The following is a 15,846-nucleotide window of genomic DNA, read 5'->3' on the forward strand; positions in this document are numbered from 1 at the left end:
ACGACAAAGACCAACGCCACTTCGTCGTCTTCGCCAAGAAAGTGCCAGCAGGACGCGTCACCCTCGGACCAAACGCCGCGACATCCGTGTACTCCACCGGCTACATCACGCTCCTCGTCGCCAACGGATGATGATTCGAGGTTGCTGAACGCCCCGGGCTGCTGCGGGACTGCCAGGTCACGCCGGAGCCGGACGAACCGTGTGGGCGCTGGTGGGGAAAGGGCTCAGAAGCACATGCCCCGGAAAGCTCGGTCCAGTCGGAGCGCATCGACCGCTCCGTCCCCCACTGCCCGGGACAATCTGCAGCCGATCGTCGAGCCGCGGACAAGGTGATCGCAGCGGCTCCGAGGCGATTCTCATGACGCGGGAGAACCGAATGTTCATCCGACACGGCGAAGCCGGCCGCTAGGCGGGTGAGGGTGTCGCCGTTGCGCAGGTGGGCCAGGGCCATCAGCGGCTGCGGCTGCTGCTGCGGGGGCAGCCTGCGCCAGCGGCCGTCGAGCGTGCGGCGTCGGTCGCGGATCAGCTCGGTCAGGCGGGTCAGGCTGCGCGTGCACAGCGGGATGCTGGCAGGTTAGGTCAGCAACGAAGCTGCCGTGCTGGGCGGTGCGCTTTGGCCGACTGCTGTCCTACCGGGAGCTTCGTCCTGCCCGGAGCACCGACACGCCTCTGCCTACCTGCTCCCTGTTTCAGAGCTCGACCAGGGCCAGCGTCCACTGGCCGTGATCGTCTTCCCAGAGGGTGACGATCTCGCCGACCGGGACCGAGTTGTACTCGTGCCGCTCCTCTTCCTCGTAGAAGTCGCCATCCTCCTGGACCGCCGCGACGATGCGCAGGGCGTCCTCGCGGGTGCCGTCGGTGGCTGCCCGGATGCGGGAGACCCGCCACTTGACACCGCTGAGGTCGCGGCCGATGAGCGCGCTGCCGGGCACGAGATTCTTGTCGTCGCCATCGATCTCGAAGAGAGTGCCGGGACCGTCGACCAGCAGCGTGTCGGTGTCGCCGATCATCAGGCTTTCGTCGATGACCTGTTGTTCGCCGCGGAGCACCGCCGGGTCGAGCCAGGCCGGCTGCCGGTCGAGTCCGACCTCCCTGATGAAGTTTCCCCAGGCGTAGAGCGCATACATGCGCGGCATGCTACAGGGCGGCAAGATCCTTTTGTGTTCGAGAGGACCGCCGTGCCGCATCGCGGGCCTGGTGACCTTGCCCCACAGCGCCACACACGATGAAGATGGCTCAGTGCTGGGCTTCGGTCGGTGACGTCGAGGCGGCACAGGGGCGGCGGCGTTGCGCCAGGCGACCCGTTGCCGCCGCCACCCCGACTGTCGTCGCCGTCCGGTCAGTTCTTGACGCCGATGACTACTCCGTTCGCGCCGGCCGCCACGAACGGCAGGGTACGGACGTCGGAGAACTTGGCATCCCGCAGCCAGGTCATGTACTCGGTCTCGGAGTAGTTCTTGCCGGCCGTGGTCTCGATGAGCATGTTCATGCCCATCAGGGCGGCCTCGGGGGGACCGGTGCGGTCGGCATTGAGCATCAGTTCGCTGATGATGACCGCACCGCCGGGCGCCAGCGCCTCGTAGGCGCGTCGCAGCAGTTCCCGGTCGGTGTCCTCACCCCAGTCGTGCATGATCATGCTGTACAGGATCACGTCGTAGCCCGCGGGCAGCGCGGCGTCGCGCAGGAAGTCCCCGGCGACCGTGGTGATCCGTCCACCCAGTCCGGCATCGGCGATCTTCGAATCGGCGATCGGGCACACGTAGGGCAGGTCGTACACCGTCGCCGACAGGTGCGGGTAATGGCGGCACAGCTCGATCGGGAACGCTCCGGAGCCGCCCCCCACATCCAGCAGGCGGGAGTGCCGGCCGAAGTCGTAGACCTCACCGAGAGCACGGGCGGTGAATGTCGAGATGCAGTGCATCGCGTCCCAGAACAACTGCAGCATCTGCTCGTCCTCGGCCACGAACGCAGAGTCCTGGACCTCCGGGTCCCACGCGGTCGGCTTGTCCGTCCGAAGCGCGTCCAGAACACGGTCCCACGCCGGGTACTCGCGCTTGTCGTAGAATCGCACCAACCCACCGAAATAGTAGGGGCGCCCTTCGACCAGGAACTTCTCGGAGAGTGCGGTGTTTCCGTACCCGTCGCCCCGTCTCTCCAGCAGTCCCAGCGAGGCGCAGGCGGTGAGCAGCAGATCCGCCGGGCGATGCGGCAGTCCGAGCTCGGCAGCCGCCTCCGACACGCTCAGCGTCCGACCGTCGGCGAGCCGGGTGAACAGACTCAACTCCACTGCGGCGGCGAAGGTTTTGAAGCTCGAGAAGCCGCCACTGAGTTGCAGCAACGGCAGTGGCGTCAGGTGTGTTTCGTTCATTGCTGCCATTTCCAGTCCAGAGCACGGCATCTGCTGGTCCGCGCCCCTCCTCCTTTCGACTGCCGCTTTTGCGGCTCTTCGCATGTGGCGCGCCGATGGCCTTCAGGTGACCGCCGCGCCGCGCCCGGATGTCGTACAGCGCCCCGAGGCCCAACTTGTGGGACCAGGGGCGGTAGTTGCCGCAGGAGCCGCGACCCGACCCGTGGAAGGACACATTCCGTGGGGGCACAACGACAGTGCATTCAATCGCGATGAGAGGAACAATCCCGAGACAAAGGCGATTTCCAGAGCTGCGCAGAAACGCGCCTGGCCGCCGTCCATCATGGATGTTAAATTGTTTGGTCCTTTGTGTTGGCTGCCACCGTACACCGCCCTCGGAGTCGCTCACAAGACGCAACTGATCAACGAGTTGGCCGGTACGTTCGGTTTCGGCGATGGTTTGGGGCATCCTGACCGTCGTGCCCTACTCGCCGGTATGGTCGCAGTAGGACGGTTCACGGGCATTTGAGCTGCGTCCGGTCCACCGTCGCCGGCGGGGGCCTCGCGGCGGGTCGTCAAGCCTCCTGCCGGGGGCGGGGGCGACTCGCGCCCCCGCCCCCGTCGCGTTGGCCGGTCAGCCCTTGCGCCACTTCTGGTTGGCCGTTCCCACGCAGTCCCAGAGCTGGAGCCTCGCGCCTTCGTTGCCGTTCGCGTCCTTGATGTCGACGCATTTGTTGGCCTGAAGGTTGACCAGGTCTCCGGCGGCGTTCAGGGTGAACTGCTGGGCGCCGGTGCCGTTGCAGGTGTAGAGCTGCACCACCGCTCCGTTCGCCGTGGACCCGGCGTCGATGTCCATGCACTTGTTGTTCTGGCTTTTCAGCGCCGTGCCGCTGAACGTCCACTTCTGCGCGTTGGTGTTGTTGCAGTTCCACATCTGCAACGGCGCGCGATCGACGAAGTTGGAGCTCGGCACGTCGATGCACTTGTTGTTCCAGGTGCTGACCACGGGCACCCCGGTGGTCGGGTCGCCGCCGGTGCCGCCGGTGAACGGGCTGAGGATCAGTCCGGCCGAACGTGGGTCGCCGTCGTGCACCAGCGACTCGAAGCCGCCGACGTCGTCGAAGGCGAACGCGTACGCCCGGCCGTCGGTCATGTTGGCGTGGATCAGGCGGGCGTACTGGTTGGTGGGGTTGTTGCGGTAGAAGTCGGCGGCGTTGGTGCTGGGCTGGGTGTCGATGGTGCCGAGCGTGCCCCGGTTGAGGGCGGCGCAGAGCGTGCGCGAGATCGGGCCGACCACCTGGTCGTTCGGCGCGGGCAGGTCGCCGTCGCAGCCCCAGACGCTGGCCGAGGAGGGCCGGTTGAAGGAGGCGACCACCTGGCCGCTGCCGTTGGTGAAGGTCATGGTGTTGCCCGAGGTGCGGCCGTAGTACCTGATGGCCGGCTGGTCGGCGAAGGGCACCACGGTCAGGGTCTTCGTGGTGTACGCGTTCCACGCGGAGGCGATGTAGGAGTCCAGGTAGGTGGTGCTCAGCAGGCCGGCCCCGGCCGCCTTGCCCGGAGCGAGGACGCGCAGCACGGTCCCGTCGGAACGGGTGTGGACGGTGTTGGCCCAGCCCGGCTGCGCCCGGATCCCGTCGATGACCGCGCTGCGGCCGTTGGCCACCACGTCGCCGGTGCGCCTGGTGACGCCGTTGGCGCCGGTCACGGTGACCGCGTGCGGGATCGCGAACATGTCGACCTGGGAACTGTTGAGCCACAGCCCGGAGTCATTGTAGGTGAACTCGCTCCAGTCGAAGAGGATGTCGCGGTTCGCGTCACCGGCCGCCCAGGGCGCGGGCTGCACCAGCCCGTCCGGGGTGAGGAAGAACTTCAGCTTCTGCCCGAGGGCGAAGTAGACCCGGCCGGAGAAGCCACGGGGGAACTGGATCGTGGTGCTGCCGCCGTTGCCGGGGCCCGGTATGGAGACGTCCGGCGCGGGCGACGGCGGGATCTGCCCGCCGGTCCACGGCGCGAAGGCCCCGCCGGAGGTGACGTAGCCGAGCCGGCCGGAGGACAGCTGGACGCCGATGACATAGAGGTAGACCGGGTCGCTGCGGCCGGTGGTGTTGGTGACGGTGACGGGGAGCAGCGCCGGTCCGACCGCGTGGGCGGGCGTGGCGACGACGGCGCCCGCGATGCCGGCGAGCAGTGCGGACGCGGCGGCAAGCAGCCTTCTTCGGAGACGCATGGCGACACCTCGCTGGAGACGGGATGGGAGAGCGCTCTCCCAGCAGGGTCCAATTGTTAACAATGTTTGTCAATAGGTGTTCGCCTATGGAAAGGGCTCGTCACCGTCCGTCGTCCACGCGACGATCATGCGGCAGGGGCGCGCGCCCGCTCTGGTGGTTCGGTGCCTGCCAGGCAGGGTGGAAGCCGTCGCTGGCCGCGCGCTGTTCCCGTTTCGGCCGCGCGCGGGGATGGACTCTGTGACTCTGTGGTCGTGGGGATGGCACGCGGCGACGAGGCCGTCGAGCTGCGTGTGCATGGGGTGTCCGGCGCGTCGGCCGAGACCATCGTCGACCATCCGATCGTGGTGCGCGTGGCCGGCGACCGGCACGCCGGGTTCTACCGGGTCCGGGAGGGGCTCGGCTCGGCCGGCGGCGCGACTGCCGGGGTGGTGGTGGAGGCGTACCGGTGGGGCACCCTGACCGCCGGGGTGGCGGTGCGCACGGCGTCGATGCTGGTGCTGCTGCCGTTCATGCTGAGCAACCTGGCGGTGTGGATGCGTTCCACACCGGCGGACCGGGGCGGCGTGCTCGGCGGCCTGTGCCGCCTGCTGGCCGGCTCGCTGACCGCGGCGTTCACGCTGGCGCTGGTCGGGGTCACCATGAACCTGGCCGGCTGGCAGTGCGTTCCGTACGTCGAGTGCCGGGACGGGAGACCGTACCTGTCGTGGCTCACGGTGTTGCCGATCGGCCCCCGCCTGGCCGTGCTGGCATTGGTCCCGCTGCTGGCGTTGCGGGTGTTCTGGGCCGTCGGGAAGCGATCGGCCAGCGCTTTCGAGGGCTTCGGCGCGGCTCAGCCGGGCGGGCGGTTCCTGGAGTCGACGGGGAGTCTGGCCGCCGCCGGGATCTGGCACGACGAACACATGACGTCGTGGCTGCGCCAGGTCCACGTCGGTGTCGGTGCCGGCACCGTCAGCGTCAGCCTCGTCGTCGCGGTGTCGCGCGGCAGCTGGAGCGCCGTCGCCGTCGGGCTGCTCGGCCTCGCCGCCGGACTCGTGGCGGTCTGCGCCGTGCTGCTGACCGTGACCGTCCCCGCCAGGTGGGCCGGGCCGTTGCGCCGCGTCGTCTGGATCCTGGTCGCGGTGGCCACGGTGTCGAGCCTGGGGTACGCCGTGTCCCGGTGGGAGGTTCCCGTGCCGGTCGGGCAGCTGCCCGGCTACGAGGGCGGCGTCGCCGGCTTGGTCGCGGCGCAGGGGCTGATGCTGGTCCTGATCGCCGGGGTGACGCTCGCGCGCAAGCACGCCCGGCCCGCCGGTTCCCGCGCCCTGCTCGGAGGGCTCGGCACACCGCTGGTCGCGGCCATGTCGGTCACCGTCGCCTCCGCCTACACGGCCGTGCTCGTGTTCCGGACCGCGGACCAGCTCGACCGGGGTCGCATCCCCGACCCGATCCGGAACAACCCACCTGCCCTGGGACCGCTGGAACCACCCGTCGCGTACTGGTGGGCGGCGCTGGCCGGGCTCGCCGCTCTGCTCGTCGTCAGCGCGGCGATCGCCGTCACCCTGCCCCTGGCCCGGCGCCGGCGATGGGCGTACGCGCGACGCGTGGTCGAGCAGGACTATCCCGGCGCGCCCGCCGAGGCGACGCCACGACTCGACGCGGTCCGGACGACGATCGCCCGGTCCTTCGTGACCGACGAGCTCGGACCGACATTCGTGGCGTTCTTCGTGGTCTCGTCGGTCGGGCTCGCCACCGTCGCGCTCGACCTGATCGGGATCGGCCCCACCCAGCTCGTCGCCCGCCTCAGCCGCCGGCAGGACACGCTCGCCGCGCTCACCGCGTACGTGACCGACGCCGGCATATGGATCATCAGCCTGCTCGTCATCGGGCTGCTCATCCTCGGCTACCGGGCGTACCGGTCGCCGGAGACACGCCGGCTCGTCGGCGTCCTGTGGGACCTGGGCACGTTCTGGCCACGTACCGTGCACCCGTTCGCGCCGCCGTGCTACGCCGCCCGCGCCGTACCGGAGCTGGCCCGGCGGATCGCCGCGCTCGCCGCGCAGGGCCCGGTGGTGATCTCCGGACACAGCCACGGCTCCGTCCTGGCCGCCGCCACCGTCCTGCAACTGCCGCCGGAGGCCCTGCCCCACGTCGCGTTGCTGACCCACGGCAGCCCGCTGCACCGCATCTACGCCCGCCTCTACCCGGCCTACCTCGGTGAGCAGGCGCTGCGCGACATCGGCGACCGGATCGGCTGGCGCTGGCGCAACCTGTGGCGCGACACCGACCCGATCGGCGGCCCGATCTTCGCCGACCCAGGTCTCCGGCCCCACCTGCCTCCGGCCGCCGGGACGGTCGACGTCCGGCTGCGGGATCCCCGCAGCGTCGTCGTGGAGTCGCAGGACACCGTGCCGCCCCCGGTCGAACGCCACTGGCGCTACCACATGGAGCCGGAGTACCGAGAGGCCGTGCGGGAGCTCGTCGATGACATCCGGCTCGGCGCCCCCGGCTGAGGCCGCCCCGCGTGCCGCCGGCCGCCCGGCTCACCGCCGCGCGGCCGGCGGTTCCTCCGGCAGGTCGATGCCGGTGAGGTGCGCGCAGCAGTCGAGCAACTCGTCCCCCAGCGGGTCGATACGCGAGCGCGTCGGGCGCCAGTCGCGTTCGCTGACGTAACGGCCGCTGGCCAGGGCGTCGGGTCCGGTGCCCACGGCGAGGCGCACCTGGGTCCGAGCGGCCTGATCGGGGCTCGTCGGCGCGGCGTCGCCGCCCATCCTGGTGCGTACCCAGCCCGGGTCGACCGCGTTGCTCAGGGTGCCGGGCCACCGTCGGGCCACGGCGACCGCGAGCGCCAGGTCCAGCAGCTTCGAGCTGGCGTACGCCTCCACGCCGTTCCAGGGCCGGACGTCGTACCGCAGGTCCGTCAGGTCGGCCACCCCCTGTGCGGCCATTGCCGACGACACGAACACCAGCCGGCCGGGCCGGGGCAGCAGGGCCGTCAGCAGGTACGGCGCGAGCACGTTGACCTGGAAGGTCGACTCCAGCCCGTCGCCGGTCAACTCCCGCTCCGGGGCGTCCAGCCGGGCGATCCCCGCGTTGTGCACGACGGCGTCGAGACGGCCGAACGCGGCCAGCGACCGGGCGAGCGCCGTGGTCTCCTCGATCGAACGCAGGTCACCGACCGCGATCCCGGCCGCTGCCGGCAGCGCCGCCTTGGCGACCGCCGCCCGCTCCTCGTCGCGGGCGTGCAGGACGACCTGGTGCCCGCGGGCGACGAGTTGCGCCGCGGTTCGTTGGCCGATGCCGTCCACCGAGCCGGTGACGAGAATGGCGCCCATGTTGCTCCTTCCGTGGTGGTGCCGCCGCGCCCTCGCGTGCCGGCTCACCGGTCGATCGGAGCTTTCGCCGCTTGGCGGCGGCTAAACGCCGCCACCGATTCGCCACGCCAAGTCCGGACCAAGTGGTGGTTGCTCCGCTACGACCATGAAGAAACTCCTCGCCATCGGCCTGACGCTCACCGTCAGCGCCGGTCTGACCGCGGTCGCGGCCGGGACCGCGCTCGCCCGGCCCAACTGCGACGTGCCCAACCCGCCGCCGGCCTGCGATGACAGCCCCACCGAACCGCCGCCTCCGCCCGTGGGCAGCGACAAGTACCCGATGGGCGCGCTGGAGTCGTGGGAGTACATCGGCGGGGCGGTCCGGGTCAGTGGCTGGGCCAGCGACCCCAACGGGGGCCCGGTGCAGGTGACGGCGGGGACTGACGTACCGCCCGCGGTGACGCGCCCGGCTGACCTGTGGCACGCCGGACGGGGCGCCTTCGTCGGCTTCTCCTTCACGGTGCCGAGTTCGCCGGTGGCCGGGGTGCACCGGTTCTGTGTCACCGCGAACAACGTGCCCGACGGCAGCCAGCCCGTGCCCGAGGTCGCCCCGTTGTCCTGCCCGCAGTACACGGTCAAGCCGACGCCGCCCAGCGACCTGACGCTGTCCACGACGTACAACGCCGGCAAGCGCACCCTTGACGTCACGTTCACCGACAACTCGGTCCGGGAGGACAACTATCGCATCGACCTGAGCTGGCTGCAGACCACACCGGACGACACCCCGACCGATCCCGGACTGCCGACCACCCCGCCGGGCGGCCCCGCGCTGCCGACCCCGCGGCCCACGTGGGGCGCACCGATACCGACCACCGAGGTCGGCGTCGCCCGGGCGATCATCTACGGCACGCCGGACACCGGACGACGCACCTGGCACTTCACCAACATGCCCTCGGCGTTCGTCCACGTGGTGGTGGTCTCGACCGAGGCCGGCCTGAGTTCGAACGCGCTCAGCGGAGGCATCTCCACCCGCTGACCGGGCACGCCGGAGCGGGCCGGCCGAGGCCGTCGACGTCTGCGGCAGCTCAGCCGGCCCTCGCGCCCTGAGCTGCCGCGACGTCCCGAGTCCGCGCCGCGGCTCAGGACGCCCGGCCACGGTCCCGAACCCGACCGGACCGGCCGGGACCGTCGAACGCCGGATCTCGGAGCCGGCCCGCGCAACTAGAGTCACAGCGTGACGACGATCGGCGTGTTCGGCCCGGTGCGGGCCACCCGCAGCGGCGCTGCGGTCAACCTCGGCGCGCCCCGGCAGCGCGCGGTGTTGGCCCGCCTCGTCGCCGGGGGCGGCCACGCGGTGTCGGTCGACCGCCTCGTCGAGGATCTCTGGTCTTCGGACCCGCCCCCACGCGCCCAGGCGGCGCTCCAGGTGTACGTGTCGAACCTGCGCCGGGTGCTGGAACCGGACCGCCCGTCGCGTACCCCCGCCCGGATCCTCGTCACCGCGGCCCCCGGCTACGCCCTGAGACTGTCGACCTCCGACGTGGACGCCTGGCGGTTCGAGGCGGCGCTGCGGGCGGTCACGCCGGACGCCGACCAGCGACCCGCCGCAACGATCGACAGCCTGGACGAGGCGCTCGCCTGCTGGAACGAGGGCACTCCCTACGCCGAGTTCGTCGGGGAGGCATGGGCGGACCGGGAGAGCGAGCGGCTGACCCAGCTACGGCTGAGCGCCGTCGAGCAGCGCGCCGGACTCCTGCTCGACCTGAACCGGCCGGACGAGGTGGTGCCCGACCTCGACCCGCACGTGCGCGAGCATCCCCTGCGGGAACGGGCCGCCATGCTGCTCGCGGTCGCGCTCTACCGGCTCGGGCGGCAGGCCGACGCGCTCGACGTGCTACGCGCCGTCCGTACCACGCTGGCCGAGGAACTGGGCATCGACCCCAGCCGCGAACTGCGGACCCTGGAGATGGATCTGCTGCGCCAGAGCCCCCACCTGGAGGCCGCCGCTCCCGCGCCATCCGATCCCGATCCCGCAGCCACGTCCCGGCCCGCCCCCACCGCCGCGGCACGACCCGTGCGCCCGGTGGGCCGCGAGGCGGAGCTGGCCCGGCTCCGGGCCGCCGCCGCCCGCGCCACCGGGTCAGGTCTCGGCATCTGCTGGATCGGCGCGGAGGCGGGGGCGGGGAAGTCGACGCTGGCACAGCAGCTCGCCGACTCCCTCACCGCCGACGGCTGGCAGCCGGTCGTCGGGAACTGTCCGCAGGTGGAAGGCGCGCCGCCGGCCTGGGCCTGGCGTGAGGTGGTCACCGCCGCCCGGCGGCTCCTCCCCCTCGACGACGCGGAGGCGCGCGGCCTGCGCCTGCTGCTCGACATTGACATTCCCGGCGGGACCCACGGCGAGTACGGCGAGTTCCACCTCCGCCGTGCGCTGGCCGCCTACCTGGCCCGGCTGGCTGGCCAGGCACCGCTGCTCCTGGTGGTCGAGGACGTTCACCGCGCCGACGGGGAGACCCTGCGCATCCTTCGGCATCTCGCCGCCGCCCTCGCCGGGGCACCGGTGCTCGTCGTGGCGACGTACCGGCCGGACGAGGTCACCGACGACCTGGTGGGGGCGCGGGCGGCGCTGGCCGGGGTGCCGGCGGTCGACCTCGAACTCGGCGGCCTGGACACGGAGGCCGTCGCCGAGCTGCTGCGCCGCCACGGCGTGGACAGCGCCGATCCCGAACTACCTCGGACGGTCGGTGCACGTTCGGCGGGCAATCCCCTGTTCACCATCGAGCTGGCCAAACTGGTCGCGGCCGAGGGGCCGACGGCGGCGCTCGACGGCGTTCCCGCCGGGCTCGGCCACGTGCTGGCCCGCCGATTGGCGCGGCTGCCGGCCGGGGCCCGCACCGTGCTGCGCCACGCCGCGGTGTTCGGCGCGGAGGCCGACGTCGACACGCTGCTCGCGATCGAGGGCGGCCCGGAGGAGCCGATCCTCGACGGCCTGGAAGCCGGCGTGACCGCGGGCCTGCTCGTCGAGCCTGCACCGGGGCGGGTGCGCTTCGCCCACGCCCTGATGCGCGACGCGCTCTACCACAGCGTTCCCCTGCTGCGCCGCGCCCGGATCCACAGCCGCATCCTCGCCGTCCTGCGTGAGCAGCGCACCGACGACGTGGCGGCGCTGGGGCGGCACGCGCTCGCGGCCCTCACCCGGTCGACCGCCGCCGACGCCGTCGGTCACCTCGTCGACGCCGCCCGTCGCGCCGCCGGCCTCGGCGCGCCGCGAGAAGCCGCCGCGCTCTGGGCCGGCGCGCTGCGCGCCGTCGACCTGGCCCCGGCCACCGCCGACCGGACACGTCTGGACCTCCACCGTGACCTGGCCTCCGCCAGCGCGCTCGCCGGGGACGTGCTCACCGCCCGGACCGCCCGCGCGCAGGCGTTGCGGCTGGCCACCGACCTCGGTGATCCGGCGGCCGTGCACGCCGCGCTGATCTGCTTCGACGCCCCGGTCACCTGGACCATCAGGCCCGACCGCCTGGTCGACGAGCCGTTGGTGCGGCTGCTGGAGCAGGAGCTGAACCGGGTCGGCCAGGACCGTCCGACACTGCGGTCGCAGCTGTTGAGCACCCTCGCGTTCGAGATCGAGGGCGCCGACCTGCACCGCGCCGACGAGGTCACCCGGGAGGCCCTCACGCTGGCCCGCCGTCAGGACGACCCGAAGGTGCTCTGTCGCGCGCTCAACGCCCGCTACTTCGTCACCGTCGCTCCCGCGCACCGCGCCGAACTGCCCGCGGTCGGCCGGGAACTGCTCGCGACGGCCGAAGCGGCGGGGCTGACCGCGTACCGCTGCCAGGCCCACCACATCCTCTACCAGGCGGCGCTCGCCGACGCCGACTTCGACCGGGCCCACCACCACGTCGACCGCGCCGTCGAGGAGGCCACCACCGCGCAGCTCGGCCTGATCCTCGCCGTCATGGGCTGGTTCACCGGCCTGCGCGCCCTGTTCCAGGGCGACCTCGACGAGGCGTTCCGGCGCTACACGGAGGTCAGCGACCGGATGAGCCGAGTCGGCGGCCCGAACGCGGCGGCGATGGGCCTCATGGGCCGCTTCACCGTCCTCAGCGTCGCCGGGCGCGGGCACGAGGTGATCGACGAGATCCGGCAGGTGCACGCGCGGGTGCCGCACGACACTCACGACGTGCTGGCCCACGCCCTGCTCTCCGCCGGCGACCACGACGCGGCCCGGGCGGTGTGGCGGCCGGACGCGCCGATCCGCCCGGACTACCTGTGGCTGTACTGGATGACGTTGCGCGGTCAGGTCGCGGCCCGGCTCGGCGACACTCGGGCAGCCCGGCGCTGCTACCAGGAGCTGACACCGTGGGCCGGGCGCTTCGCCGGTCTGGAATGCGGTTCGATCTCGCTCGGACCGGTGGACCAGACCCTCGCCGAACTCGCCGCCACGCTCGACGACCGGCTGGTGGCCGCCGCGCATCGCGACGCCGGGCTGCGGCTGGCCCGCGCGGTCGGCGCCGTGCCGTGGTGCGACGAATCGGCGTACGTCCCGGCGACGGCGTGAGCCGGCCCTGAGCGCTCACCCGCCGAACACCCTCGCCTCCCGACGCCGGAACCCCGGCCGCAGAGCGGCGAGCGTCAGCCGCAGCACCGGCCCGGCGTCCCGCTTCAGCTCGTCCAGCTCGTCGGGCCGGGCGTAGCGCTCGATGCGGGGCAGCTCGAAACGCAGCGCGCCGCCCTTGCGCACCGCCCGCTCGACCCCGGCCCAGTCCTCGACGCTGACATAGCGCCGGATCACCGGGAGCACCAGCCGCTCCTCCTCCTCGATGTGCTCGTCGAGGAGGTCACGCAGGTGGGCCAGGATCTCGGCGAGACGACCCGCGACGACCCGCACCCGCTCACCCACCGCACCGCCCGAGGCGAACACGGCGACCATGTCGTCCACGGCCGCGCGCGCCTCGTCCAGCACCGGATCCAGCGACGCGTGGTCGTCGCTGAGCTCCCGCAGGTCGATCTCGCCCTCGGCGGAGCGCGCCAGCACCGGCCAGAGCACCTCGTCCTCCACCCGGTGGTGATGGTGGATGCCGGCGCACAGCAGCCGCACGTACGTCCGCAGGGCCCTTGCCCGGCGGCGGTCGTACGTGATCTGGCCGGCGGCCATGCGTCCCGCCAGGTCGGCCAGTCGCCGCGTGTCGGCCCGCATGGTGCGGTGGCTGATCCGGAAGCCGACGAGGTTCGGCCCGGTCTCGGATCCGTTCACGGTCATGTTGTTTCCTCCGGCCGCCCTGCTCGGCGGCGCGCTCGGCGCGATGTGGCACCCCGAGCCTCCGGCCCCAGACATGGCGCTCACTTGGCGTCGACTTGGTCGCCGCCCCTGCCCCCCTGGTGCGCTCGCCGCGTTGCTGGCCTTGGGGCGTGCCAGCGGGTGCCGGTCCGCGCGCACGGGCAGGAGCGCGAGGAACTGGTCGCGGATCTGGCGGACACTCGTACAATCGCGCGGAGGGCGAAGCGCCAGGCCGAGGTTCCGGCACCGCTGCGAGGGATGGGGTCAGGATGCTCGGCAGGATGTTCGTCAAGATGTGGGTCAGGATGATCGGTTCGCAGAAGAACCTCGACGATCTGATGGCACAGCTCAGGCCCGACCTGAGTCGGGAATCGCTCGGCGTCGGGCCCGACTTCCCGGGCGTCGCCCCGAACCCGCTCCTGAGCAGTGATGCACGGAAGCGCAATGCGGAACTGCGTACGGGGGCGCTTGCGCTCGGCGTTCTCGTCGACTGGCGGGAGGTCAACAGCAACCCGCGCGTGGTCCTGATGCTCGACGTGGAGACCGCCGACGGCATCTCGTTCCGCGGTATCGCAGACGAAACCCTCACGATCACCGAGCTCACCCGACTCGCCCCAGGACAGACGCTGCCCGTGCGCTACCGGCCGGCCGTCATGGACCACTACGTCGCCCTTGCCCGGGACGCGGACCCCGCCCACGTGCAGCGGCTCTCCGAGGAGATCGCGAGTCGCAAACGGACCTGACCCGAAGCCATCGGCCGGATCCCTGCACCGCCATCACGGCCCGCTGCCTGATCCGACGCGCCCGGACCCGCTACCGCTGGAACGCCCGCCCTCGAAACCCACGCATCCGATGACCTAGGCGGACGCCCTCAGCCACGTTCTGCTGTCCCGCCATGTCATGCTTCGGCGTCGGGCTGCCATCCGGATGGCACGCTGTCCGGTGTCTGCCCTGCACTCAGGCGGTCGATGTGGTAAATGGCCCATGACGTGACCATGCGTTCCGGTGTCGCGTGATAGATCTCCGAAAGAGCGCTCAGAGCCTGCGCTCGCTCGGGATCGAGCTCGATGGTCAGCGTCTGCGGACGGGTTCCGGCGGCCACGGCGCGAGTCTAGCGACGGGAACGCGCCCACGCTCTCCGTGAGGCGGTGATGCTGCATCGTGCTGCCGGCAGACAGGGTGGCTGGCGTGGAAGCTGCGCGCCGTCGGTGTCACGTCAGCAGCGGCAGCGCCCGTTGGCGGACGTCGACGTAGCGCTCGTACACCTCGGGGGTGCCGGCGGCGGTGACCTCCTCGGCCTCGACCGGCCACGGCGGCGGCTCGACGCCTCCGGACAGCGCCCAGGCCGCCTGCCGCGCCGCGCCGAGCGCCACGTACTCGGCGGGGCGCGGCACGCTCACCGGCGCGCCGAACAACGCCGGCGCGACCGCCCGCACCGCGCGGGACCGGGCCGCGCCGCCGATCAGCAACACCCGGTCGACCGGGACTCGCTGGGCACGAAGCGCGTGGAGGGCGTCGGCGATGCCGCCGAGCATGCCCTCCACCGCGGCCCGCGCCAGGTTCGCCGCCGACGCGTTCGCCCGCGTCAGGCCGGCGAGCAGACCGCGCGCGTCGGGCAGATCGGGGGTGCGTTCCCCATCCAGGTACGGCAGCAGGGTCAACCCGCCCGCGCCAGGTTGCGCCGAGAGCGCCAGCTCGTCCAACTCGGCCAGTGACCGGCCCAGCAGGTCGGCGACCGCGACCAGCACCCGGGCCGCGTTGAGGGTGCACACCAGCGGCAGGAACCGGCCGGTCGCGTCGGCGTACCCGGCCACCAGCCCGCTCGCGTCGGCGGTCGGCACGTCACTGAGGCCGTACACGCACCCCGAGGTGCCCAGCGAGACCACCACGTCACCCGGTCGCAGGCCGACGCCGAGCGCCCCGCCCATCGTGTCACCGGTGCCGGCCGAGAGCAGCGCGCCGGAGGCGGTCTCCCCGACCACCTCGGCCGGCCCGGCGACCCGGGGCAGCGCCACGTCCCGACCGAAGGCGAGCCGTACCAGGTCCTGCCGGTACGCGCCGGCGGCCGGTGACCAGTAGCCGGTGCCGGACGCCTCACCCCGGTCGGTCGTCGGCTCCCCGCCGTCCGCGCGCAGCCGGTGGGTGAGCCAGTCGTGCGGCAGCAGCACCGTGCGGGTGCGGGCCGCGAGCTCGGGCTCGGCGCGGGAGAACCAGCGCAGCTTGGTGACCGTGAAGCTGGCCACCGGCACCAGCCCGACCGCGTCGGCCCACGCCTTCGGGCCGCCGAACTCGCCGGTCAGGTCGACGGCGGCGCGCGCCGAGCGGGTGTCGTTCCAGAGAATGGCGGGACGCAGCACCTCGCCGGCCTCGTCGAGGCAGACCATGCCCTGCTGTTGTCCGCCGACACCGATCGCGGTCACACCGTCCAGCAGACCGGCGCTGGCCTTCTCGTAGGCGGCCCACCAGAATCGTGGATCGATCTCGGTGCCATCGGGGTGTGGGGCACGGCCCGCGCGGAGCACCTCGCCGGTCTCCGCGTCGCAGACCACGACCTTGGTCGACTGGGTCGACGAGTCGACCCCGGCGACGAGAGTCCTCGCGCCACCCATGGCGATGCCTCCGTAGCTCGGTGAGACCCGACTCTACGTCCCGCAACCGGATTAGTTCAATGGCCCTACAAAATTCGGCGGCACGGCGGCGACG

At 72.1% G+C, this 15,846-nt stretch carries 12 protein-coding genes and 1 pseudogene; 5 read left to right on the forward strand and 8 right to left on the reverse strand.

Features of this window, described 5'->3' with window-relative positions; genetic code table 11:
• Window positions 1-388 precede the first annotated feature (388 nt).
• The 3 genes and pseudogenes from ACFYWL_RS25095 to ACFYWL_RS25105 all read right to left on the reverse strand — a co-directional run.
• Window positions 389-565: pseudogene (locus ACFYWL_RS25095) on the reverse strand (IS5/IS1182 family transposase); the annotation flags it as partial.
• Window positions 566-689: 124 nt separating this feature from the next.
• A complete protein-coding gene (locus ACFYWL_RS25100; RefSeq protein ID WP_386977127.1) occupies window positions 690-1,127 on the reverse strand; it encodes a hypothetical protein in 438 nt (145 codons plus the stop codon).
• A gap of 212 nt (window positions 1,128-1,339) precedes the next feature.
• Window positions 1,340-2,377: a methyltransferase gene (locus ACFYWL_RS25105; protein ID WP_386977129.1), complete on the reverse strand. Its 1,038-nt coding sequence runs from the start codon at window positions 2,375-2,377 to the stop codon at window positions 1,340-1,342.
• Between the two features lie 193 nt (window positions 2,378-2,570).
• On the opposite strand from ACFYWL_RS25105, the gene ACFYWL_RS25110 reads away from it, so the two are divergent.
• Window positions 2,571-2,876, forward strand: a complete 306-nt coding sequence (locus ACFYWL_RS25110; protein WP_386977132.1) for a hypothetical protein — start codon at window positions 2,571-2,573, stop codon at window positions 2,874-2,876.
• 105 nt (window positions 2,877-2,981) lie between these two features.
• On the opposite strand, the gene ACFYWL_RS25115 is transcribed toward ACFYWL_RS25110, so the two are convergent.
• On the reverse strand, window positions 2,982-4,574 hold the full coding sequence (locus ACFYWL_RS25115; RefSeq protein WP_386977135.1) for a beta-1,3-glucanase family protein: 1,593 nt from the start codon (window positions 4,572-4,574) through the stop codon (window positions 2,982-2,984).
• A gap of 258 nt (window positions 4,575-4,832) precedes the next feature.
• Here ACFYWL_RS25115 and ACFYWL_RS25120 point away from each other — a divergent pair, with 258 nt between their 5' ends.
• Complete coding sequence (locus tag ACFYWL_RS25120; protein WP_386977389.1) at window positions 4,833-7,064, forward strand: hypothetical protein; 2,232 nt, start codon at window positions 4,833-4,835, stop codon at window positions 7,062-7,064.
• Window positions 7,065-7,094: 30 nt separating this feature from the next.
• On the opposite strand, the gene ACFYWL_RS25125 is transcribed toward ACFYWL_RS25120, so the two are convergent.
• Window positions 7,095-7,886 (reverse strand): SDR family NAD(P)-dependent oxidoreductase, encoded by a 792-nt coding sequence (locus tag ACFYWL_RS25125; RefSeq protein ID WP_386977138.1) that lies wholly within the window; start codon window positions 7,884-7,886, stop codon window positions 7,095-7,097.
• A gap of 145 nt (window positions 7,887-8,031) precedes the next feature.
• Here ACFYWL_RS25125 and ACFYWL_RS25130 point away from each other — a divergent pair, with 145 nt between their 5' ends.
• Together ACFYWL_RS25130 and ACFYWL_RS25135 are read left to right on the forward strand one after the other, a co-directional pair.
• A complete protein-coding gene (locus ACFYWL_RS25130; RefSeq protein WP_386977141.1) occupies window positions 8,032-8,901 on the forward strand; it encodes a hypothetical protein in 870 nt (289 codons plus the stop codon).
• A gap of 198 nt (window positions 8,902-9,099) precedes the next feature.
• Window positions 9,100-12,423: a BTAD domain-containing putative transcriptional regulator gene (locus ACFYWL_RS25135; RefSeq protein ID WP_386977144.1), complete on the forward strand. Its 3,324-nt coding sequence runs from the start codon at window positions 9,100-9,102 to the stop codon at window positions 12,421-12,423.
• Between the two features lie 15 nt (window positions 12,424-12,438).
• Here ACFYWL_RS25135 and ACFYWL_RS25140 read toward each other — a convergent pair whose 3' ends face one another.
• Entirely contained in the window at window positions 12,439-13,125 is a 687-nt protein-coding gene (locus ACFYWL_RS25140; RefSeq protein WP_386977147.1) for a hemerythrin domain-containing protein, read from the reverse strand.
• Between the two features lie 299 nt (window positions 13,126-13,424).
• Here ACFYWL_RS25140 and ACFYWL_RS25145 point away from each other — a divergent pair, with 299 nt between their 5' ends.
• Complete coding sequence (locus ACFYWL_RS25145; protein WP_386977150.1) at window positions 13,425-13,886, forward strand: hypothetical protein; 462 nt, start codon at window positions 13,425-13,427, stop codon at window positions 13,884-13,886.
• Window positions 13,887-14,041: 155 nt separating this feature from the next.
• Here the strand turns inward: ACFYWL_RS25145 and ACFYWL_RS25150 are convergent, their stop codons facing one another.
• Both ACFYWL_RS25150 and xylB read right to left on the reverse strand, forming a co-directional pair.
• Window positions 14,042-14,245 carry a hypothetical protein gene (locus tag ACFYWL_RS25150; protein WP_386977153.1) on the reverse strand — a complete coding sequence of 68 codons (204 nt, stop codon included), beginning with the start codon at window positions 14,243-14,245 and terminating at the stop codon, window positions 14,042-14,044.
• Window positions 14,246-14,354: 109 nt separating this feature from the next.
• Window positions 14,355-15,752, reverse strand: a complete 1,398-nt coding sequence (gene xylB / locus ACFYWL_RS25155) for a xylulokinase (protein WP_386977156.1) — start codon at window positions 15,750-15,752, stop codon at window positions 14,355-14,357.
• Window positions 15,753-15,846: the final 94 nt, after the last annotated feature.

The sequence above is a fragment of the Micromonospora sp. NPDC002575 genome (assembly GCF_042889525.1).
Taxonomy (GTDB): Bacteria; Actinomycetota; Actinomycetes; order Mycobacteriales; family Micromonosporaceae; genus Micromonospora; species Micromonospora carbonacea.